The sequence below is a fragment of the Draconibacterium halophilum genome (assembly GCF_010448835.1).
In the GTDB taxonomy this organism is placed as follows: domain Bacteria; phylum Bacteroidota; class Bacteroidia; order Bacteroidales; family Prolixibacteraceae; genus Draconibacterium; species Draconibacterium halophilum.
Map to the genome: position 1 here is coordinate 890,261 of NZ_CP048409.1, position 22,397 is coordinate 912,657.

A 22,397-nucleotide genomic window follows, 5' to 3' on the forward strand; every position below is an offset into this window, starting at 1 on the left:
AATTGAAAACAAGAAAACAGTTTCAGAGAACGAAAACAGAAACATTTAACATTTAAAATCAGAATTATGAAAACAATTGAATTTATCAAGAAGACAAAAATCCGGTTTAGTTTACTACCGGTTCTATTACTGGTAATGACGCTAAGTTTTACCGCATGTAATGATGACGATGATCCGATGCCTGATCCTGAAATGGGAAAAACGATTGTAGACGTAGCTGCCGGGGCAGGTTCGTTTAGTGTATTGATACAGGCAGCCCAAAAAGCCGGGTTGGCTGATTTTTTAAGTACCGAGCAAAATATTACCGTATTTGCACCAACTGACGATGCTTTTGCAGCCTTGTTAACAGATTTGGGTGCAAGCAGCCTCGATGATCTTGATGCAGCTACTTTAGCAGCGGTTCTTAAATATCATGTTGTAGGAGATTTGGCGTATTCGAACAATCTGGAATCGGGTGCAGTGGCCACATTAAACATGGGGTCTCCCGACGGTACTCCGCTTTCACTTCTGGTAAATGTTGATGGCGGTGTTATGGTTAACAATGCCAATGTTACCACTGCCGACGTAATGGCCTCGAATGGTGTAATTCACGTAATCGACAAAGTGTTGATGCCACCAACAGTTGTTGATTTGGCCACTTATTCCGATAATTTCTCATCGCTGGTGAGTGCAGTTGTTAAAGCTGACCTGGCAGGTGCTTTAAGCGCCGACGGTCCTTTTACCGTGTTTGCACCAACAAATAATGCTTTCGCAGCACTTTTTGCAGCGCTCGAAATATCAGGTTTGGATGATGTGAGTGTTGAAGATCTGACATCGATATTAACCTATCACGTGGTTGGAGATAATGTTTTGTCAACCGAACTTTCGGCCGGAGCAGTTGCAGCAATTTCGGGAGAAGAATTTGAAGTGACCATTGACGGTGACGTAATGCTTAACGGAACTATTAAAGTAGTTGCTACCGATATACAGGGAACAAATGGTGTAATTCACGTAATCGATGCTGTTTTGGTTCCTGCAACGCAAATGTCGAATACCATAGCAGACATTGCTGTGGCTAATTCGGAGTTTTCAATTCTGGTTGAAGCGCTAATGAAAGCAGACTTGGTAGGTGCTGTTGCGGATGGTGAGGCAGAGTTGACTGTTTTTGCACCAACCAACGATGCTTTTACGGCGCTTCTATCTGATTTGGGAGCCACTTCGCTCGATGACGTTCCGGTGGAAACGCTGACCTCTATTCTATTGTACCACGTAATTGGCAGCAAAGCTATGTCAACCGATTTGGCTACTGGATATTTTTCAACCCTGTCAACTTTTAGCGACAACAACATGTCGATGTACATTCAGGTGGGTGAGGGCGTAACCATTAACGCGAATACAAGTGTTACCACTGCCGATATTGAAGCGGACAACGGAGTGATCCATGTGGTTGATAAGGTTATTCTTCCGCCATCGGTCGTTGATATTGCTATTGCAAACGAAAATTTCAGCACCCTGGTAAGTGCAGTGGTTAAAGCCGGGTTGGTTGATGCCTTGAGCGCTGACGGCCCATTCACCGTATTTGCTCCAACAAATGACGCATTCGATGCATTATTTGCTGATCTTGAAATTTCAGGAATCGATGAGCTGACTGCTGAGCAGTTGACCCCAATTCTATTGTACCATGTGGTATCCGGAAATGTACTGTCAACCGGTTTGATGAATGGAGAAGTTCCAACCTTAAAAGAGGGCAGTAATATTACCGTGGATCTTACATCAGGTGTAATGATAAACCAAAGTAACGTGGTGGCAGCCGATGTGCAGGGAGCGAACGGAGTGGTACACGTAATCGATAAAGTATTGATCCCATAATTTGAAACATATGGATTGCAATTGAGCCGATCACCTCTCTGGCTCATTGCAATCACCATCTCCACTCGAGTGGAGAACTAAAGAGGGGTGAAATGAGAAGATTACAAGTAAAAATAAATATTAAAATTAAATATCATGAAAACAGTAAAACAAATTTTTTCGATCGCCCTGGTGGCAGTAATGACTTTCGGTTTGACTTTAAACTCAGAAGCCAAGAGTAGTGACGACACATCATCGTCGACAGTAGTAGAAATTGCCGTTTCGAATCCTGATTTTTCAATCCTGGTTGAAGCGGTAACAAAAGCCGACCTGGCAGGAGCTTTAAGTGCTGACGGTCCGTTTACCGTATTTGCACCGACCAACGACGCTTTCAAAACATTGTTTGCCACTTTGGGAGTGAAAGGTGTTGAGGATCTTACAGCTGATCAACTGACCCCAATTTTAACTTATCATGTTGTTTCGGGCAATGTTATGTCGAGCGATCTGTCGAACACTTCGGTGAAAACTCTAAATGGAGAGAAGATTAAAATCGACTTGTCAGACGGAGTAAAAATCAACGATAGCAATGTAATTGCAGCCGACATTAAAGGGAAAAACGGAGTAATACATGTAATTGATAAAGTGCTTATTCCTGAATAGAAATCAGGTGAATAGATTTTGATTGCTTAAATACGCTTTGACACTTAAATTAAGATTTACCATGACTTTGAACCGGCTTCGAAAGGAGCCGGTTTTTTCGTTAAAGATTGTAAAAATGAAATGAAGCTGTCGAATTCCTTTTAATTATTCCTGCTAATTTTTATAAATTGCGTTTCTTGAAATGGAGGATATTTTGAATGGAAGAGCTAAGATGGAGTAAGCAAATATTTGGGTCGAAGCTGGAGATCATGCAGGGCGATGAGAAAGTTGGTAACATTGACTGGGAGAGCATGGTTGGTTCGAAAGCGCAGGCTATTATTAATGGCCGCTACTTTACGCTTAACCGTGAGTTTTTCCTTTCGAAGCTGGAGATCTACGACGGCAACAGCAAATCGCTGCTGGCCATGGTAATGGTAAATATATTTAACCCGCGCAGCGATGTGTTAATAAACGGCAAACGATTTGAACTGGAAATAAAAAACTTCTGGCAATCGCGTTGGAGCTGGAAATATAACGGACAAGAAATTGTCACTTTTACCTCGCACGAATTCATATCAAAAGACAAAGGAACAATCGAACTGGCAACACCAATGAACGAAGAGGTGGAGATTCTTATTCTGCTGGGATTGTTTGTCCGCAACCAGTTTATCCTGTTTATGCTGCTTATTTTGGTGGTATTGTTCTTTGTGATTGTCTGATTTCAAAACAATTGATTTTTAATTTTATAATCCCTCAATTTCTATTTTGTTTGTCTTTTGTAAATTATTCTTTACATTTGTCATGTAATCCTAACTTATTACACAATGAAACTATTACCACACTACTTTAAATGGATCGGATTGGTTATTTTCTTCGGAGGTTTCACCTTGAGCTTAATAGGCAGCATTGGAAGTGAGGACTTTATTGAAGGAATGGAAATGGCACGAGGTGAGCCAATTGAAGTTGTAATGGAACCTTTATTTTCGATGACATTAGTACATGTTTTTGAAGTTGCTCTAATCGTTGGTCTGTTGGTTTACATTCTGGCTAAAAACAAAACAGAAGATGAAATGATGCAAAAAATCAGGAATGAGTCTGCCTTTATTGCATTAATTCTTTCTCTTGTAATTATTCTGATAATTTATGTATTCAACCCAGAATACAGAATATATCCATCAGACTTACTTTCCCTTCAAATGATAGCGTATTTGATAATTCGAGTGACTAAACGTAAATACATTCTTGGAGGGGATTATGAAGAACAAGCTTAAATTTCATCGGGTGATGCTCGATAAAACGCAGCAGGAACTGGCGGATGCAATAGGTGTTTCCCGTCAAACAATTCATGCGATTGAGAAGAATAAGTTTGTTCCTTCGGTGCAAACGGCCATGCTTTTGGCAAAGTATTTTAAGCTGTCGGTAGAAGAACTATTTGAGTTGGAAGATTAAAAAAACCGTTCTTGCGTACAAGAACGGTTGTATATGTTGGGTAAGTTTTCTACCCGTCCGTCAGCTGACGGACAGCAAGAAACCTTACGGAAAAGCGCCAACGCTATGTTGGCACTTGTATTTATAAGCCCCCTTAAATTCCCCCGGAGGGGGAAGTATTCCTCCCCAACGGGGAGGTTAGGAGGGGCTTTTATCGTATTTCCGATCCGTTTTTAACGGCTTTATCCGGCGAAACGATCGACAGTGTTCCGTCTGCATTTTCAGCACACAAAATCATTCCCTGCGATTCGATACCACGCAATTTTTTCGGTGCAAGATTTACCAAAATAGAAACCTGTTTCCCGATCAACTCTTCCGGCTGGTAATACTCGGCAATACCCGAAACAACAGTTCTTTGATCGATTCCGGTGTCGATTTTTAGTTTCAGCAGCTTTTTGGTTTTGGCTACTTTTTCGCATTCGATTACTGTTCCGGCACGAACATCCATTTTTACAAAATCATCAAATTCGATGTTTTCTTTTGCTGGAGTTGCTTTTGATTCCGCCATTTCGTTGGCCTTTTTGGTGTCGGCCAGTTTTTGTAATTGTGCTTCAATTACGCTATCTTCAATTTTTTCGAAAAGTAATTCCGGCTTATTCACTTTGTGGCCTGTTGGCAACAAATCAGTTTCGCCCAATTTTACCCAATCCATTTTCTCCAAATTCAGGAAGCCACGCAGTTTATCCATGCTAAATGGCAAAAATGGCTCAAGGCAAATGGTAAGGTTGGCGGTAATCTGCAAACAGATATTCATAACGGTTTTTACACGCTCAGCATCGGTTTTTATCACTTTCCAGGGCTCTTCGTCGGCCAGGTATTTATTACCCAAACGCGCCAGATCCATTGCATTTTTCAGCGACTCGCGAATACGGAAACTGTCAATACTCTTTTCAACCTCGCCTTTAATTTTTGCAATTTCTGTAAGTGTTTCCTTGTCGTGATCAGTCAATTCGCCACGGGCAGGAACTTCGCCTTCGTAATATTTCTGTGTAAGCACCAGTGCGCGGTTTACAAAGTTTCCGAGCACAGCTACCAACTCGTTGTTATTTCGGTTCTGGAAATCTTTCCAGGTAAAATCGTTGTCCTTAGTTTCCGGCGCATTGGCAGTCAATACATATTTCAATACGTCTTCTTTTCCCGGGAATTCTTCCAGATACTCGTGCAACCAAACAGCCCAGTTTCGTGAAGTTGAAATCTTATCGTTTTCAAGGTTCAGGAACTCGTTGGCCGGCACGTTTTCCGGCAGGTTGAATGTTCCTTCGGCCTTCAACATACTTGGGAAAATGATACAGTGGAAAACAATATTGTCTTTTCCGATGAAGTGCAACATGCGGGTTTCCGGATCTTTCCAGTAGGTTTCCCAGTCTTCGGTCAACTCTTTTGTTGCCGAAATATAACCGATTGGAGCATCAAACCAAACGTAAAGTACTTTGCCTTCAACACCTTCAACGGGTACAGGAACACCCCAGTCGAGGTCGCGGGTTACGGCACGTGGCATTAAACCACTGTCGATCCACGATTTGCACTGACCGTAAACGTTGGTCTTCCATTCTTTATGGCCTTCCAGAATCCATTCTTTTAACCATGGTTCGTACTGGTCGAGTGGCAGGTACCAGTGTGTGGTTTCTTTTAAAACCGGCTGGTTTCCGCTGATTGTTGATGTTGGATTGATCAGCTCGGTCGGGCTCAACGAAGTTCCGCAGCTTTCGCACTGGTCGCCGTAAGCTTTTTCGAAACTACATTTTGGGCAGGTACCAATAATATAACGGTCGGCCAAAAACTGGTTGTTGGCTTCGTCGTAATATTGCTCCGATGTTTTTTCAACAAACTTACCTTCGTCGTACAATTTCTTAAAAAATTCAGAAGCAGTTTCGTGATGAACCGGAGAACTTGTGCGTGAGTAAACGTCAAACGAAATACCAAATTTCTCGAACGAATCCTTAATAATTCCGTGAAAGCGGTCAACCACATCCTGTGGTGTAATGCCTTCGTTTTTAGCCTTCAGCGTAATGGGCACACCGTGCTCGTCAGAACCACCAATCATAATTACATCCTCGTTTTTCAGGCGAAGGTAACGTGCATAAATATCGGCAGGAACATAAACTCCGGCAAGGTGGCCAATGTGAATCGGACCATTGGCATAAGGCAGTGCTGTTGTTATCAGCGTACGTTTGAACTTACTCATTTCGAAATATTTTGTCGTTCTTGAAATATCAAATTTAGGGCTGCAAAGATAACAAAATTCAGGGAGCAATTTTAAAACTATTACCTTCGCAAAAATTTTAGTTGAATGGCACAATTTTCACATATTATATTCGATCTCGACGGTACGCTCACCGACAATACGCTGGGCATAAAAAACTCGCTGAAATATGCACTGGAGCAAATGCAGGTAGACGGTTACCACGAAAATATTCTGGATACTTTTATCGGACCTCCGCTGCAGTGGGGTTTTAGCACGCAGTTTGGAATGAACGAACGCGACACAAAACTGGCCGTTGATTATTTCCGTGAATATTATGGCGAACACGGTTGGCACCAGAATGATCCGTACGACGGAATTATGGAATTGCTGGCCGAGTTGGATGCGCAGGGAAAACGAATGTATGTGGCTACCGCAAAACTGGAAAAATATGCCAATAAAATTATCGAGCATTTTGAAATGGATCGCTACATAATTCAGTTAAAAGGAGCGGATTATCATGCAAAAAAAGCCACGAAGAATAAGATCATCGCCGATGTGCTGACCATGCAACAACTGGTTCCGTCGGAAGAAATTGTAATGGTTGGCGATACGGTTTACGATATTGAGGGTGGTAACGAAAACGAAATTTCTACCATTGCAGTGGGCTACGGTTTTGGAAAAGAGGAAGATTTACGTGCTGCCAATCCTGATTATTTTGTGGAGGATGTGGACGAACTGTTTGAGCTATTAGCCGGGTAGGAAAGCTACGAGAGGCTTTTTTTACGCCTACTTTTTTTATGTTTATCTTTGGGTAAAAAGAAGATAACATGACAACAGAAAATGTTAATCCAAAGCGAGAATTACTTTTTCATTATACTAAATTTGATTCAGCTCTTTTTTATATTCTTGGGGGAAAAGAATATGAAATTGTGGGTTTTAATGGTTCCAGAATGCGAAAAGGGTCATTGCTGTTGAATCCAATTTCAAGGATGAATGATATCTATGAAATGCGCAGTAACCTTAAAGTAATATCTGATGATTTCTTTGAAAAAAATGAAGCAAATAATGTATTTGAGTATTTAAAGAGTAATAAAATTAAAATACTGAGTTTCTCGAAAGATAATTGTATAAAGAGAGGTTTTGATAATGGTTTGATGTGGTCGTTTTATGGTAATGATTACAAAGGTGTTTGTTTGGTTTTTGATAAGGTTAAATTTGACCAATGTTTTAGAAATCAATATGATGATGGATATAGGAAGAATGATGATATTCAATACGGTTACAAACCGTTTAAGCCTGTTACTACTAAAATGATAGAAAATCAAAAGATTGAAAAAGAAGATCATTTTGAAATAAGGATAAGCAAATATGAAAATATGTCTGCTCAGATTTGGGAAGTTTTAAAAAAAGATGAAAGATTAGATGATATATTTTTTCGAAAAGGAGAAGAATGGGACAAAGAAAATGAGTTTAGATATTTGATCTATGATCATAGAGGGAATACTCCAATTCCTGGATCTAAAGAATCTTCATGTTTTATTGATTATGAAGATTCGTTGATTGGTATAATTTTGGGACCTGATTTTGAAAACAGAAATAATAAAATTGAGCTTTTAAAGAATTTCGTTGGCGAAAAAATAAGAATATATCGTTCAAGATTTGAAAATAATAAGGTTCAACTATGGACTTTTGGGGAAAAGACTCAAGTAGATTATAATAAAGCTCTATTAACTGATTAAGAAGGAATGAAAAAGCTACAACCCATACAACCCGGCTCAATAATTCGAATTGTTTCTCCGGCTGGTAAAATTGATAAAAAACATGTGATGCCTGCTGTTAAGTGGCTGGAAGAACAAGGTTACACCGTGAAATTGGGCAAACACGTTTTCGCCCAACATTTTCAGTTTGCCGGCACCGATGAACAACGTGCTGCCGATGTGCAGGAGGCATTTGATGATTCGGATTGCGATGCGATTATTTGTTCGCGTGGCGGTTACGGAACGGTGCGTATTATCGAACGCCTTGATTTCTCTAAATTTCTTGAAAATCCGAAGTGGCTCATAGGTTTTAGCGACATTACCATTTTGCATTTGCGTTTGCATAATCTTGAAGTTCCGACAATTCACGGAGTGATGCCGCGCTACTTTTTTGATGACATAGGTGAACCTCGTGAGGATTTGACCTCAATGATTACACTGGTAAAAGGAGAGGGGATCAGTTACAATGTTGCTGCCACTGAATTTGATCGTCCGGGTGCAGCTTCCGGGCAATTGGTTGGTGGGAATTTATCGATCGTAAACAGTTTGCAAGGCACAAAATATGATATCGACACAGCGGGTAAAATCCTTTTTTTGGAAGATATTGACGAGTTTTTGTATCACACCGACCGTATGGTTCATCAACTGAAATTAAGTGGGAAACTGGATCATCTTGCCGGGCTTATTTTGGGTGATTTTACCGACATGAAAGACAATGAATCGCCTTTTGGCCAAACGGTTCATGAGATTTTTGCAGAAGCGGTAAAAGATTTTGACTACCCTGTTTGTTACGGATTTCCGGGAGGACACGATAAAAAGAACCTTGCACTTACTTTTGGCCGGGATTGGGAACTGGAAGTTGCTAAAAGCGGAACGAGGTTGAGATTGGTGTAGATTGAAATGAGATTGATGCAGATTGAATCTGAGTCTGATCATATTTGATCTTGAATATCGAACTTTTACTTTTGCCTTTGTACTTTTACCTTAAACTTTGAACAACATGGTATCAACACGCGAATTGGGTGATTTGGCGGAGGGCCTGGCACAGGATTATCTCCGAAAGCTGGGTTACGAAATTAAAGCCACCAACTGGTATCACGGACATTTGGAATTGGATATTGTTGCGCTAGATGGCGATGAGTTGGTGATTGTTGAGGTAAAAGCGCGGTCGGGTTTGCGTTACGAACATCCGTCGGAAGCAGTTACCAACACCAAAATTAAACGTATTGTTGAGGCTGCCGATGCCTACATTCTTGAACATGAAAGCGAATTGGACACTCGTTTTGATGTGATCACCGTTATCTTTTTCAGCAAGGCCACGAGCTGGAGCATTTTAAAGATGCTTTTTATCCAACGATGTAATATCGTGAAAACTCACGTTTATTCAAAAGTCACCCCTCTTTAGTTCTCCCCTCGAGGGGAGATGTCGAACAAAGTGAGACACAGGGGTGAATGGTGGAATAATAATTAACCTTCAATTTTTAACCACCACATCATTTTTATTTCTTCCCGATTCTACTATTTTTAGACTTTCCAAAGAACGTATCATGAATGTTGAAGAGATTCGCGAATATTGCATCCAGAAAAAAGGAGTTACTGAAAGCTTTCCTTTTGATGAAACCACTTTGGTTTTTAAGGTGATGAATAAAATGTTTTGTTTGCTGGGCCTCGATGATCATCGGGTGAGCTTAAAAAACGATCCGGATAAAAACATTCAGTTGAGAGCTCAGTACCCGGCAATTTACGAGGGTTATCATTTACACAAGCAACTTTGGAATACCATTGAGTTGGACGGAACAGTTCCATCTAAATTGCTTTGCGAGATGATTGACGAATCGTATGATTTGATTGTTGCGAGCCTCACAAAAAAATTAAAAGAAGAATTGAAAAATTTATAAGCTCTATTATGAAACGAGCATTTGTAGTCAAATCATCAAAGGAAAAGACTAAAGTGCGAGTTCCATATGATACTTTAGAAAATAAAAATTTTAATCATATGAAGTTATTATCGTTATTTGCGGCATTGCTGCTATCTGTATCTGTGGTTTCTGCGAAGGGAGACAAAGAGGATTTTACCATTGTTAAAGAAGTAAAACATACACCGGTTATCAGCCAGGGGCGTACCGGAACTTGCTGGAGTTTTGCAACAACCAGTTTTTTAGAATCGGAGATTATGCGCAAAGGATTTCCTGAAACCAATCTTTCCGAAATGTTTTTTGTGTATTACAATTATAAAAACAAGGCTTTTCAGTACCTGCTTTATCATGGTAAAAATAATTTCGGTGAAGGCAGTTTGTCGCACGATGTTTTAAAAGTTGTAGCTGACGAGGGCGTAATGTTATACGATGAGTTTCCCGGAATTCAAAAGGATGGAAAATACAACCACTCGGCGTTGGTTAAAGAGCTTCGGGATGAAACGGATAAAATTGACAAGGAGAAAAGAGGCAAAATTGATGTGTCCGATTTAAAAGGATTTAAGTCTGCGTTGAAAAACGAACTAGGCAAGTTGCCGGCGAAAGTGGAGTTGGAAGGCAAAAAATACTCGGCAGCAGAACTTCGCGATAAATTCGAAATCAATCCGGATGATTATGTGGAGCTTACCTCGTTTAGTCATCACCCGTTTTGGAAGCAATGTGTTGTTGAAGTGCCCGATAACTGGGCGCATGCGTCGTATTACAATCTGCCGTTAGACGATTTATTGGATGTAATGTATAATGCGCTGAATAACGGTTTTAGTATTGCCTGGGACGGTGATACAAGCGAAAAAACATTTGTACACAAAGAGGGTAAAGCCGATGTGCCAAAAAAATTACAGGGAAAAGTTGATCAGGAAGTGCGTCAGGAAACGTTTTACGACCGCACAACCACCGACGATCATCTGATGCATTTAGTTGGTCTGTCGAAAGACGCCGAAGGGAAAAATTACTTCTACACCAAAAACTCGTGGGGTGGCGAAAGTAACGATTACGGAGGTTACCTGCACATGACCGAAGATTACGTACGCCTGAAAACAATCGGGATTATGGTACACAAAGATGCCATTCCTGAGGCCATAAAATCAAAACTTGGAATATAATGCGCGAATTTCAACTGAGCAGCGAATATATTGAACTGGTAAAACTGTTAAAGCTTTTGCGAATTGCACAAACGGGCGGCCATGCAAAAATTATCGTTGAGGATGGCGAAGTGGTTCGCAACGGCGAACCCGAGTTCAGGAAAAGAGCCAAGCTGGTTAAAGGTGATGTGCTGGAAATTATGGGAGAGAGTATTAAAATTGTATAAAAAGAATAAAGCCGGTAATTAATTATCGGCTTTACTTTTTGGCAATAATTGTAAAAACATTTGCGAGTGTTAAAAAATGCTGCCCGTTCTATTCGTCAGGCTTGTTTTTGCTTTAGCACTGCTACTTTTCGGCCAATCCAAACACCATAAATTTATCGCACCGATAGTGCGAATTGCAATTGCGGGTTATTACTATGTATTGGCAATGGTCTGTAAGCGGCTAACCTTCGTATTTAAACGATACTTTTAGTTTAACACGATAACATTCTATTTCACCTTCGGTAATGTGAATGTCCATTTTGCACACTTCCGCAATTCTTATGTCGCGCAATGATTTTGATGCCATGCTTATGGCATTCTGGGATGCTTGTTCCCACGATACAGGGCTGCTTCCAATCAGTTCAACAATTTTGTAAACACTGTTAGGCATAACGTTTCAGTTTTTTGGTTATTAATAAATCTTTAATAGTTCTATTTTGTACGGAGTGCACAGAGAAATAGTTTTATACGCGCAGCTTTTATTTTCACTGAACAATAAAATCAATAAAAAAACTAAATTATGTAAGTCAAAAGTGTACTATAATCTAACGAGGAATAAACGTCCTGCAACGATAAGCACAAGAAAAACCAAAATAACTATATTTAAGATCACTTCTTTTGTTTCTTTTCTTTTGGAATGAAGAAAAGTTGCCAACACCATAATAATTGTAAGCCCAATGGCTGCTAACGGAATTAAAATCTCGAAAGTAGAATAAACGCCCGGCAGGAAAAGACCTAAACCGCCCAACACCTCGAATGCACCAATTAATCTTAGTCGTTGTTCGGTGAAATCTTCGATCCATTCAAAAACTTTTCTCAGGTTCTCTTTAGGCAAAACAAGTTTAAGAGAACCAGTTGTAAGAAAGAAAACGGCAATAATAATCTGTATAATCCAGAGCGCTATATTCATAATAACAATTTTTAATTAGCGATGAGTTGTTGTATTATGTATTATAAAAATGGATCGACTGTTTAATAGTAACCCAATATCAATTAAATTGTTGCTTTTTGCCTAACAATCCTTTCTTCTCTTTTTCCCGTTTTACAATTATTTGAAATAACTGTTGCTGATTATTTTCTATAAACCCATACTTCCGACCCTGGATTGTCTTCCATGTATTTCATCTTAGCAGTATTAGCCTCGTTAAAAGTTTTATAACTACTTATTCCTACTATAAAGAAACGACCTTTTTTGCCAACATGAAAAGCTTCGTACCCTTTTTTCTGTAATTCAAGCAAATAATTATCCGCATTTTCTTTAACAGAGAAGCTTCCACCAACAAGGTAGTAACGAACCGAGTCTTGTTCCAAGGGCAATGTTTCAGCCGGTTCAGGAATATTTTTAATGGTATCGGCAACCAAAGTTGTGTCTTGAATTGTTGCAGTAGAATCTGCCATTGTGCTATCAATAACTATAGGTTCTTGTTTTGCAGGTAGTTCTACAATAGTGTTTGTGGTAACTATTTTTTCTTCGTCGCCATTGTCATTGTTAAAACCTTTCATAAATATAAAGACGGATACGGCAAGTAACGGAATAATAATGAGTAGAAATAACCAGGGTTTTTTCTTCTTCTTTTCTTTCTCCTCAGAATGAATCTCCGGCTCTGTCTCTTTTGGTGCTGTTTCATCAGTTATTGGTCCTTCAATAACTGTCTTTTTTTCATCCTGCTCTTCCGGTTCTGTTACTTCGGGCTCTGCTTCCGATTGTTGCTCTATCTTGTCATTGGTTGGAACTTCAGGTGGCTCCGGTTCGCTGATCGACATGGCGCCAAGACCAAACGAATCAAGTAGCAAATTCTCTTCTTCCGATGCCTGAAAAATGATCTCCCCCTTTTCGTTGTGCGAAAGCGTGCCTACTCCTTCAATAAAAACCTCGTCGCCTTTGTCGAGTTTAAAAAGCATCTCGTCACGTTCCTTTTCAATACGAACCAATGCATTAAAATGTGGTATATGAAGCTTTTCTGCAATATGGCCAACCAGCACTCCATCATTGTTTTTTAATTGCTGATTAAACGAAATGGTTTTTGAGGGAGGTTTTATTTCGTCGCTTTCATTATTAATGTCTGCGGGGTGGTATTCCGAAACAAAAGCCCCCAGGCCGGGGATAATTACAATGTAGTGTTGTAACAGAAGCGTGTATATTTCTTTTCCGAAGCTCACTTGAATGAATTTAGACGTCAAAATTACAAAACATAAAGTAAACTGCAACTGCCCTAAAATTAAGTTTTTACAAAAGCCTGTTCTGCAATGGCGTAAACTGTCGATTTCTGTATCGATTTTCCTACTTTTATTGCTCAAATCAAAAAAAAACATGGCAAAAAAGATTTTAGTTACAGGCGGAACCGGATACATTGGTTCTCATACAGTTGTTGAATTACAGAATTCGGGTTACGACGTAATTGTTGTCGACGACCTATCAAACTCAAGTATTGATGTATTGGATAATATTGAGAAAATTTCGGGTAAAAAACCGGCATTCGAGCAGTTTGATTTGGCGGATGCTACAAAAACCGATGAGTTTTTTAGTCGTAATTCAGATATTAGTGCAATCATTCATTTTGCAGCTTCGAAAGCTGTTGGTGAATCCGTACAAAAACCTTTGCTGTATTACCGTAATAACCTGGTTTCACTAATGAATTTGTTGGATTGCCAGTTAAAATACAATGTGGCAAATATTGTATTCTCATCGTCGTGCACGGTGTACGGCCAGCCCGATGTGTTGCCGGTTACCGAAGAAACACCACGAAAAGATGCCGAGTCGCCCTACGGAAATACCAAGCGTGTGAATGAAGATATTTTAAGCGATAGCATCCTCGCTTTTCCGCAGTTGAAAGGAATTGCACTGCGTTATTTTAATCCCATAGGCGCACATCCAACTGCTTTGATTGGAGAATTACCGCTGGGAGTGCCACAAAACCTGGTGCCTTTTATTACGCAAACAGCGGCTGGGTTACGCGACGAGCTTAAAGTGTTTGGCGACGATTACGATACGGTAGATGGATCGGCCGTTCGCGATTACATTAACGTTGTAGATTTGGCGAAGGCTCACGTAGTAGCAATTGAGCGATTGCTGGAAGGCAAAAACAAAAAGAGCTACGAAATATTTAATCTTGGTACCGGAAATGGATTGTCGGTACTGGAAATTGTAAATGGTTTTGAGAAAGCAACAGGCGTGAAACTGAATTATAAAGTTGTTGATCGTCGTGCCGGCGATATCGAAAAAATTTGGGCCGACACTACTTTTGCCAACGAAGAACTGGGCTGGAAAGCTGAAAAAGGAACAGAAGAGACCTTACTTTCAGCCTGGAACTGGGAGAAAAAAGTTAGAGGAATAAAATAATAGGTTCGAAATACAGCCTTTGTCAGTTTTATTTTGATCAATTCCTGTATTTTTGTCTGAAAACAGACACATTATGAAGAAAACAATTCTCATTACCGGAGGTGCCGGATTTATCGGTTCGCATGTGGTTCGTTTATTTGTAAATAACTACCCCGATTACAACATTGTAAACCTCGATAAATTGACTTACGCAGGTAACCTCAATAATTTAAAAGATATTGAGGACAAGCCAAATTACGAATTCGTAAAAGGCGATATTGTAGACAGCGATTTTATTCAGCAACTGTTTGAAGAACGTCAGTTTGATGGGGTCATTCATTTGGCTGCCGAATCGCATGTCGATCGTTCCATCTCGAATCCTTCCGAGTTTGTTTTTACCAATGTTATTGGCACCGTTAATTTACTGAATGCTGCAAAACACATTTGGGCAGCCAATTTTGACGCCAAACGTTTCTACCATATTTCAACCGATGAAGTCTACGGCTCGCTGGGCAACGAGGGAATGTTTACTGAGGAAACAGCTTACGATCCGCACAGTCCGTACTCGGCATCAAAAGCCAGTTCCGACCATTTTGTGCGTGCCTACAACGATACTTTTGGCGTGCCAACAGTTATTTCAAACTGTTCAAACAATTATGGGTCGTTTCAGTTTCCCGAGAAGTTGATTCCACTCTTCATTCACAATATTAAAAACAACAAACCGCTTCCGGTTTACGGTAAAGGCGAAAACGTACGCGACTGGCTTTGGGTGGTTGATCATGCCCGCGCTATCGATGTAATTTTCCACAAAGGCAAAATTAACGAAACCTACAATATTGGCGGGTTTAACGAGTGGACGAACATCGATTTGATTCGCGTGATGTGTCGCAAAATGGATGAAAAACTTGGCCGCCCGGAAGGTGAATCGGAAAAGCTGATTACCTATGTGAAAGACCGTGCCGGCCACGATTTGCGTTACGCCATCGATGCCACAAAAATTAAAAACGAATTGGGCTGGGAACCATCGTTGCAGTTTGAGGAAGGTATTGAAAAGACCATCGACTGGTACCTCGAAAATACGGAATGGCTGGAGAATGTTACATCAGGCGATTACCAAAAATATTACGAGCAACAATACGTTAAAAGATAAGTGACAAAAGCGTCGTATAAAATTCGGGGCAAAACTTTCAGGAACAGATTTTTATACTATCTTTGCGCCACATTTTTCAAAATTTAAAATAGAATTATGCCAGTAAAAATGAGATTAACGCGACACGGTCGCAAACGCTACGCATACTACCATATTGTAGTAGCTGATAGCAGGGCGCCACGAGATGGCAGGTACATTGAAAGAATTGGCACGTACAATCCTAACACTGATCCTGCTACTATCGATCTCGATTTTGACAAAGCTTACGACTGGCTTGTTAAAGGCGCACAACCAACCGACACTGTAAGAGCAATTTTGTCTTACAAAGGTGTAATGTACAAAAAACACCTTGCGGGTGGAGTTAAAAAAGGAGCTTTCGATGAAGCTGAAGCTGAAAAACGTTTAGAGAATTGGCTTTCAGAAAAAGAAGCTAAAATTCAGGCAAAAATTGATCGTCTGAAAGGTGAAGCTGATGCTGAGACTCAAAAACAATTGGATGCTGAGAAGAAAATCAACGAAGACAGAGCTGCTGCTATTGCTGCAAGAGAAGCAGAATTAGTTGCTGAAGCTGAAGCTGCCGTTGCTGCTGAAAGAGCAGAAGCCGCTGCAGAAGAAGAAGCAAGCGCTGAAGTTGAAGAAACTCCGGAAGCTGAAACTCCGGAAGTTGAAACCCCGGAAGTTGAAACTCCAAAAGCTGAAGCACCTGCTGCAGAAGAAGGCGCTTCGGAAGAAGAAAAAGGTGCGAAATCTTAAGAAAGAGAACTCATCTTATTATAAAAAACCACTTGTCGATTGGCAGGTGGTTTTTTTGTGTATTATGGTATCATTTGGCCTTCCCGGGAAAAAATTATGTCGCACATTTTTGGAACTTTCTACTGGCAACTAGCGTTTCAAGGTAAAAATGCTTTACTTTTGAAGTATGGAAACGATACCTAAAACCGATTGCCAAAAAGTTGGATTCTTCAGAAAAACGCACGGCGTACATGGTGAAGTAGTTCTGGAGTTTGACGAACAGTTTGAATATTCAGTGGAAGAAAGCGACCGCTTTTTTGTTGAGCTCGATGGTTTGCTTGTTCCTTTCTTTCTTGAAAAAGATGGTTTCCGTTTCCGGTCGTCAAAATCGGCCATTGTCAAATTCGACTGGGTTGACGATGAAAAATATGCCAAACGACTGATCGGCGCCGGAGCTTACTTGTTTCATTCAGAGATTATCGACGAGCAGGAAGAAACAGAATCGATGTTTGAAGGACTGATGCTAATCGATAGCAAGTTGGGCGAAATTGGTATAATCGACCAGGTTGAGGATTATTCAGGGAATATTGTTTTTACCGTTTCGTACAGGGGCGAAGAATTGTTGATCCCGTTTCATGAGGAGATATTGGTTTCGTATAGCGAAAATGAAAGTACCTTAACGCTAAATTTACCCGACGGATTGATCGACGCTTAATTGAGGCTCAAAATCTGCACAAGTATTCCTTAGTATCATTTCGTGGTGGATGAATTCAATAGTCATCTGGCATTTTTCTCAATGCTGTTATACAATGGCACAATTCTTTCAAAAGACATGGTCAAATAAAAAAGTCAACCAGGATGAATTGGAATTTTTATCTAAATTTTTTGGCGGCCATTGTAGCCATTGTCAATCCGGTGGCCATTGTTCCCATGTGGTCAGAGCTCACCCAGGATGTGTCGACACAAGTAAAAACCAGACTCGCGTGGTTAACCATTGGTGTGAGTGTTATTATGCTCGTTATGTTTTTACTGGCTGGAAAATATATTTTGCAGTTTTTCTCCATCGATTTGGTAGTTTTTAAAGTAGCTGGCGGCATCCTGTTATTACTTACAGGGATAAGAATGATTGACGGACAAAATGTAAAAATGGGTTCTCAAGAACTTGAAGAAGGATCAGCCCTGTATATTGCCAAGATGAAATTCAGGCAGATATTTGTGCCTATGGTTATTCCCTTTATTGTTGGTCCCGGTTCAATTACCACACTTATTTTGTTTGGAGGAGGTCTTAATAACTGGACGGATTCCATATTATTAACCGTTGTTCTTGTTTTTACTTTATTCTTGTTGTTGCTTAGCCTGATGTCCTCAAGCTGGTTGGATAAAAGGATAGACCCATTGGTATTCACTGCCATTTCTCGCTTATTTGGTATTATTGTTACTGCAATTGCCATTCAGTTTATTCTGGAAGGTTTAGGCAGTGCATTCCCTACATGGATTAATGGTGCTTCTCCTTTAATTGAAGAAAATGGTACGGTTACAGAGGCCGGAAATAATATTTAACAGGGTATTTCGTGGTTTTCTAAATATACTTACAATCAACATCATTAGAGCGTTGAAATGGGGTAAATATCGTGGAAGAATTTCACACATTGTGCAACATTGTAATCAACATTCTATTCCTTCGTTTTTCAGTTCAAATTAATTTACAAACAACAATCAGCTCCGGATTACTTGGTATAAAAAATAAAAGATAAAATTATTTTTACCTCGTGTGCAACTTTGTGCGGGTTTGCACGTCATTAAAATGTTGTAAGGCTATTGGCAGGGCAGTATTTTGGCTGAATACGACTTATAATCGTCAATTATTATTCTTAACAATGAAAAAAATAAGCAGAAAATTTAAATAATAATTACATGAAATGAGCATTTAACTGGAATCGCACCAATAGTAATTATAAAAAGTAAAATGCGAATTCTATACGATGCTTATCGCATAAACAATTTAATCGCATGAAAACCAGAATTTTATTATTGAGCCTTTTTGTAATGGGCTTGTTTATTGCCTCAACTGTTCAGGCAGAAGAAGAAACACGCGATGTTTCAAGTTTTTCGGAAATTAATTTGCGCATACCGGCAACCGTTCATTTAGAGCAAGGCAGCACACAAAGCGTGCGGATAGTTGCTAAAAAGTCGACTCTTGAAGATATTATTACTGAAGTAAATGGAAGTAAACTGGTGATTCGTTTTCCGGGTAGAAGTATTTTTCAACGCAATTACAAACCCGGAAAAATCGATATTTACATTAGTGTGCCGGACGTTGATGCACTGGGAGTCTCAGGGTCTGGAGACATTTTAGCCGACGAAATTAACGCAAGGATAATCGATTTGGCTGTTAGTGGCAGTGGAAATATTGAAATTGATGATCTAACATCGGATAAAGTAAAAGGAAGCATTTCCGGCTCGGGTAATATTCGAATAGCTGGCGATGGAGTTGCAAAAGAACTAAACGTTTCAATTTCCGGTTCGGGTAATTGTAAGGCCGACGGATTTGAAGCGGAAGATGTTACGGTTAGCACATCAGGGTCGGGCAATTGTAACGTTAGATCAAATGGTTCGGTGAAAGCACGAATTGCCGGTTCAGGAAGCGTGTATAACAAAGGTAATCCAACTGTTGATGCTTCGGTAGCCGGCTCAGGAAGAGTGAAAAGTATGTGATAGAATAGAACAGAAACGAATTAATGGGCCATCTGTTTTTCAGGTGGCCTATTTATTTTCTGAGAATATCGATTTGTCCGCCCGGTCTCAGTTTTATAATGCTCGATGGTTTTGATGAAGAGCGATCTTCCTGGCGGAATTCAACAACGTAATCAACCGCATCTTTTATTTCTTCCGAAATAGCATCAAAAAAGTCCGGCGATTTCTCTCCACTTATATTTGCTGATGTGGAAACTATTGGCCGGCGAAAACGCTGTAGTAACTGGCGTGTAAAATCCTCTTTGGTAAAACGGATGCCGATACTGCCATCGTCGGCAATTAAATTGGCGGCCAGATTTTTTGCTCCGGGGTAAATAACGGTTAGCGGAGTTGTACTAATCTCAACCAAATCCCAGGCAACTTCCGGCACTTCATCCACATAACGATCAAGTAATGCCGGGTTTTCCATCAATACAAGCATACTTTTCGAGTCTTCACGTTTTTTTATGTCGTAAATGCGTTTCACTGCTTTTTCATCAGTGGCATCGCAGCCAATGCCCCAAATGGTGTCGGTTGGGTAAAGAATTATTCCTCCGTTTTTCAACACCTCAACTGCTTTTTTTATATCGTCATGCATAATCCTTTGTTTGTGTAGCTTATCGTAACCTCTGTCGCTTCTTCGGCGCTCCTGCCGCCAATGTCGGATAATCAGAACAAAGCGCCGATAGGTGGATATATTACTTTATTAATTCAGCGTACAAAGAAATCAATTTTTCAACATATTTTTTGGGTTGAAATTCATTGGCCCTTTCCCGCCCTTTTAAAATTAATTCTTTGCGGAAATTCGTATCAGTAAGAATTTTTTCAATTTTGTTACCAAGATCCTCTATGTTTTGTGGCGAGCAAAGTACTGCTGCACCACCGGCCGTCTCCGGTAAACATGAAGCGTTAGATGTAATTACCGGACAGCCACATGCCATCGATTCGATAACAGGCAGTCCAAAACCCTCGAATACCGAAATGTAAATCGAAAGTTGTGCCAACTGATAAATACCCGCCAGGTCTTCTTCAGGAATATTTTTCAGAAAAATTACACGGTTATGAAGTTGCTTTTCTGCAATGTATTTATGTATGTCGTTACAATACGATGTTGGATTTCCTACCAACACCAGCGGCATATCGATGTTTCTTTCTACCAATGCTTTTATAATCGAGAGTTGATTTTTGCGTTCCTCCACCGTGCCAACTGCAAGTACAAATTCGTTAGGTAATTTGTATTTCTCTTTGATTTGCCCGGTGTTGGCATTTTCGAAAAATAGGGGAGAAATAGCCTGGTGGATAATTTCAATTTTCTCCGGATCAACATCAACAAAATCGATAATATCGTCTTTGGTTTGCTGACTGATAGCTAAAATTCGTGTAGCGGCATTACAGGCATATTTTGTTTTTCGGAAATAAATAGCGCGGTCGAGGGTTTTATAAAATTGCGGATAACGAATAAAAATCAGATCGTGAATAGTTACCAGCGTTGGGATGGAGGTTTTATGAATTCCTTTGGGAAGTTCATTGCTCAATCCATGGAACACGTCAAGATTGTGTCCCTGAATTTCTTCGCTAAGTTGCACCGAACGCCAAATTGCTTTTTTAAAACCTGACTGACTATGATCTGGAGCTATTATCTCGAATTTTTCCTGTTCTTCCAACATCTCTGTTTTTATCTCAGGAGTATAAAGAGAGTAGTCGTGCTCCGGAAAATATTTCTTAAGAGCATTCAACGTATTTCGGCTATAATTGCCCAACCCGGAGGTATTCAGAAATGCTCGTTTTGCGTCGTATCCTATTTTCATTGTTTGCTGTTTAGTGTGCTTTTAAAAATACAAAAAAGGCCGGGTTTTGTTGCCCGGCCTCATTAATTTATTGTGAAGTATTCCTTTTTTTAAAAGTGTTTCACACCATCGAAGTCGAGTGTCGCAAAATAATCCTCGAGAGTTTCTGCACGTCGGATTTCTGCCACATTTCCATTCTCGCGAAGTAACAACTCGGCAGATTTTAGTTTGCCATTGTAATTAAATCCCATTGAGTGACCATGTGCTCCGGTATCGTGAATAACAAGAATATCATCCGGCTCAATTTCCGGCAACATGCGATCGATGGCAAATTTATCGTTGTTTTCGCACAACGATCCGGTAACGTCGTATTTTATTGTTGCCTCATCATTTTCTTTCCCCATAACGGTAATATGATGGTAAGCTCCATAAAGTGCAGGGCGCATCAGATTAGTCATGCAGGCATCCAGTCCGGCATAGGTTTTATATGTTTTTTTAATGTGGCGAACTTTGGTTACCAGGTAACCGTAAGGTCCGGTTATGGCACGACCCGATTCAAAAAATAATTTCAATGGAGCAAGTCCGGCCTTAATAAGAATATCGTCGTAGTGTTTTTTTACTCCCGCACTAACAAACTCCAGGTCTACCGGTTTTTCGCCCGGTTTATATGGAATTCCAATTCCACCACCCATGTTCACAAATTCGATCTTCACACCGGTTTTTTCGTAAACCTCAACAATTAGTTTAAACAGCAGCTCTGCAGTTTCCACAAAGTAACTTGAATCAAGTTCGTTTGAAGCTACCATGGTGTGAATACCAAAATGTTTAACACCTTTTTCTTTTAGTATGCGGTACCCTTCAATCATTTGATCGTGCGTAAAACCATATTTGGCTTCTTCCGGATGACCGATAATCAGGTTGCCCTCTTTTAAACTGCCCGGATTATAGCGCATACAAATGGTATCCGGCAATCCAACGTTTTTTTCCACAAAATCAATATGAGAAATATCGTCGAGGTTGATAATGGCACCTAAATCTTTTGCAAGCTGAAATTCGTAAGCCGGAGTATCGTTGGAGGTAAGCATAATTTCATCGCCACTCATTCCAACTCGTTTTGCCAGCTCTAACTCAGCAACAGAACTACAGTCGATACCAAATCCTTCTTCCTTTAAGATCTTCATCAAATATGGATTTGGAGCTGCTTTAATCGCATAATATTCCTTAAATCCTTCGTTCCACGAAAAGGCGTTTTTGAAATAACGCGCATTCTCACGAATCGCTTTTTCATCATAAATATGAAATGGAGTAGGGTGGTTTTCAATAATGCTATCAAGCTGTTCTTTACTAAAAGGTAAATCTTTAACTGCCATGTTTTGTCGTATTATTTTAAGGACTACAAAACTAATTCTTTTCGTGTAATTAATAGAATCAATCTAAATAAAGAACAGCCTAATTAACC

25 protein-coding genes are annotated in these 22,397 nt (G+C 40.0%); 18 read left to right on the top strand and 7 right to left on the bottom strand.

Features of this window, described 5'->3' with window-relative positions:
* Positions 1-66 precede the first annotated feature (66 nt).
* The 5 genes from G0Q07_RS03500 (at position 67) to G0Q07_RS03520 (ending at position 3,915) form a co-directional block, all read left to right on the top strand.
* On the top strand, positions 67-1,848 hold the full coding sequence (locus G0Q07_RS03500) for a fasciclin domain-containing protein (RefSeq protein WP_163344786.1): 1,782 nt from the start codon (positions 67-69) through the stop codon (positions 1,846-1,848).
* Positions 1,849-1,983: 135 nt separating this feature from the next.
* Entirely contained in the window at positions 1,984-2,487 is a 504-nt protein-coding gene (locus G0Q07_RS03505) for a fasciclin domain-containing protein (protein WP_163344787.1), read from the top strand.
* 197 nt (positions 2,488-2,684) lie between these two features.
* Positions 2,685-3,185 (top strand): hypothetical protein, encoded by a 501-nt coding sequence (locus G0Q07_RS03510; protein ID WP_045031578.1) that lies wholly within the window; start codon positions 2,685-2,687, stop codon positions 3,183-3,185.
* A 105-nt stretch (positions 3,186-3,290) separates the two neighbouring features.
* Positions 3,291-3,737: a hypothetical protein gene (locus tag G0Q07_RS03515; protein ID WP_163344788.1), complete on the top strand. Its 447-nt coding sequence runs from the start codon at positions 3,291-3,293 to the stop codon at positions 3,735-3,737.
* Between the two features lie 13 nt (positions 3,738-3,750).
* Positions 3,751-3,915, top strand: a complete 165-nt coding sequence (locus G0Q07_RS03520; RefSeq protein WP_246222977.1) for a helix-turn-helix transcriptional regulator — start codon at positions 3,751-3,753, stop codon at positions 3,913-3,915.
* Between the two features lie 190 nt (positions 3,916-4,105).
* Here G0Q07_RS03520 and metG read toward each other — a convergent pair whose 3' ends face one another.
* Positions 4,106-6,139 carry a methionine--tRNA ligase gene (gene metG / locus G0Q07_RS03525; protein ID WP_163344790.1) on the bottom strand — a complete coding sequence of 678 codons (2,034 nt, stop codon included), beginning with the start codon at positions 6,137-6,139 and terminating at the stop codon, positions 4,106-4,108.
* 105 nt (positions 6,140-6,244) lie between these two features.
* Between metG and G0Q07_RS03530 the strand changes: the two genes are divergently transcribed.
* From G0Q07_RS03530 to G0Q07_RS03560, 7 genes are all read left to right on the top strand, one after another.
* Positions 6,245-6,898 (top strand): HAD hydrolase-like protein, encoded by a 654-nt coding sequence (locus G0Q07_RS03530; protein WP_163344791.1) that lies wholly within the window; start codon positions 6,245-6,247, stop codon positions 6,896-6,898.
* A gap of 68 nt (positions 6,899-6,966) precedes the next feature.
* Positions 6,967-7,878 (top strand): DUF2971 domain-containing protein, encoded by a 912-nt coding sequence (locus G0Q07_RS03535; protein ID WP_163344792.1) that lies wholly within the window; start codon positions 6,967-6,969, stop codon positions 7,876-7,878.
* A gap of 6 nt (positions 7,879-7,884) precedes the next feature.
* Complete coding sequence (locus G0Q07_RS03540; RefSeq protein WP_163344793.1) at positions 7,885-8,790, top strand: S66 peptidase family protein; 906 nt, start codon at positions 7,885-7,887, stop codon at positions 8,788-8,790.
* Between the two features lie 106 nt (positions 8,791-8,896).
* Positions 8,897-9,301, top strand: coding sequence for a YraN family protein (locus G0Q07_RS03545; RefSeq protein WP_203532667.1), 405 nt, complete (start codon positions 8,897-8,899; stop codon positions 9,299-9,301).
* Between the two features lie 142 nt (positions 9,302-9,443).
* Positions 9,444-9,794, top strand: coding sequence for an MmcQ/YjbR family DNA-binding protein (locus G0Q07_RS03550; protein WP_163344794.1), 351 nt, complete (start codon positions 9,444-9,446; stop codon positions 9,792-9,794).
* A gap of 98 nt (positions 9,795-9,892) precedes the next feature.
* Positions 9,893-10,972, top strand: a complete 1,080-nt coding sequence (locus G0Q07_RS03555) for a C1 family peptidase (RefSeq protein ID WP_163344795.1) — start codon at positions 9,893-9,895, stop codon at positions 10,970-10,972.
* The gene (locus G0Q07_RS03560) at positions 10,972-11,178 is read left to right on the top strand and encodes an RNA-binding S4 domain-containing protein (protein ID WP_163344796.1); all 207 of its coding nucleotides are present in this window, start codon (positions 10,972-10,974) and stop codon (positions 11,176-11,178) included. Before G0Q07_RS03555 ends, G0Q07_RS03560 begins: the two co-directional genes overlap by 1 nt.
* Before the next feature lie 220 nt (positions 11,179-11,398).
* On the opposite strand, the gene G0Q07_RS03565 is transcribed toward G0Q07_RS03560, so the two are convergent.
* The 3 genes from G0Q07_RS03565 to G0Q07_RS03575 form a co-directional block, all read right to left on the bottom strand.
* Positions 11,399-11,608, bottom strand: a complete 210-nt coding sequence (locus G0Q07_RS03565; RefSeq protein WP_163344797.1) for a dodecin family protein — start codon at positions 11,606-11,608, stop codon at positions 11,399-11,401.
* A 147-nt stretch (positions 11,609-11,755) separates the two neighbouring features.
* A complete protein-coding gene (locus G0Q07_RS03570; protein WP_163344798.1) occupies positions 11,756-12,127 on the bottom strand; it encodes a DoxX family protein in 372 nt (123 codons plus the stop codon).
* 161 nt (positions 12,128-12,288) lie between these two features.
* Positions 12,289-13,377, bottom strand: coding sequence for an HU domain-containing protein (locus G0Q07_RS03575; protein ID WP_163344799.1), 1,089 nt, complete (start codon positions 13,375-13,377; stop codon positions 12,289-12,291).
* A gap of 151 nt (positions 13,378-13,528) precedes the next feature.
* Here G0Q07_RS03575 and galE point away from each other — a divergent pair, with 151 nt between their 5' ends.
* From galE to G0Q07_RS03605, 6 genes are all read left to right on the top strand, one after another.
* Positions 13,529-14,557 carry a UDP-glucose 4-epimerase GalE gene (gene galE, locus G0Q07_RS03580; RefSeq protein ID WP_163344800.1) on the top strand — a complete coding sequence of 343 codons (1,029 nt, stop codon included), beginning with the start codon at positions 13,529-13,531 and terminating at the stop codon, positions 14,555-14,557.
* Positions 14,558-14,630: 73 nt separating this feature from the next.
* The gene (gene rfbB / locus G0Q07_RS03585) at positions 14,631-15,686 is read left to right on the top strand and encodes a dTDP-glucose 4,6-dehydratase (RefSeq protein ID WP_163344801.1); all 1,056 of its coding nucleotides are present in this window, start codon (positions 14,631-14,633) and stop codon (positions 15,684-15,686) included.
* Between the two features lie 108 nt (positions 15,687-15,794).
* Entirely contained in the window at positions 15,795-16,439 is a 645-nt protein-coding gene (locus G0Q07_RS03590) for a 30S ribosomal protein S16 (protein WP_317165136.1), read from the top strand.
* A gap of 166 nt (positions 16,440-16,605) precedes the next feature.
* Positions 16,606-17,133 (top strand): ribosome maturation factor RimM, encoded by a 528-nt coding sequence (locus G0Q07_RS03595; RefSeq protein WP_163344803.1) that lies wholly within the window; start codon positions 16,606-16,608, stop codon positions 17,131-17,133.
* A gap of 143 nt (positions 17,134-17,276) precedes the next feature.
* Positions 17,277-17,978, top strand: coding sequence for a MarC family protein (locus G0Q07_RS03600; RefSeq protein WP_163344804.1), 702 nt, complete (start codon positions 17,277-17,279; stop codon positions 17,976-17,978).
* Positions 17,979-18,428: 450 nt separating this feature from the next.
* Positions 18,429-19,133: a head GIN domain-containing protein gene (locus tag G0Q07_RS03605; RefSeq protein ID WP_163344805.1), complete on the top strand. Its 705-nt coding sequence runs from the start codon at positions 18,429-18,431 to the stop codon at positions 19,131-19,133.
* Positions 19,134-19,185: 52 nt separating this feature from the next.
* On the opposite strand, the gene G0Q07_RS03610 is transcribed toward G0Q07_RS03605, so the two are convergent.
* From G0Q07_RS03610 to lysA, 3 genes are all read right to left on the bottom strand, one after another.
* Positions 19,186-19,848, bottom strand: a complete 663-nt coding sequence (locus G0Q07_RS03610) for an L-threonylcarbamoyladenylate synthase (protein WP_317165139.1) — start codon at positions 19,846-19,848, stop codon at positions 19,186-19,188.
* 1 nt (position 19,849) lies between these two features.
* Complete coding sequence (locus tag G0Q07_RS03615; RefSeq protein WP_163344807.1) at positions 19,850-20,959, bottom strand: glycosyltransferase family 4 protein; 1,110 nt, start codon at positions 20,957-20,959, stop codon at positions 19,850-19,852.
* An 89-nt stretch (positions 20,960-21,048) separates the two neighbouring features.
* Entirely contained in the window at positions 21,049-22,308 is a 1,260-nt protein-coding gene (gene lysA, locus G0Q07_RS03620) for a diaminopimelate decarboxylase (RefSeq protein ID WP_163344808.1), read from the bottom strand.
* Positions 22,309-22,397 lie beyond the last annotated feature (89 nt).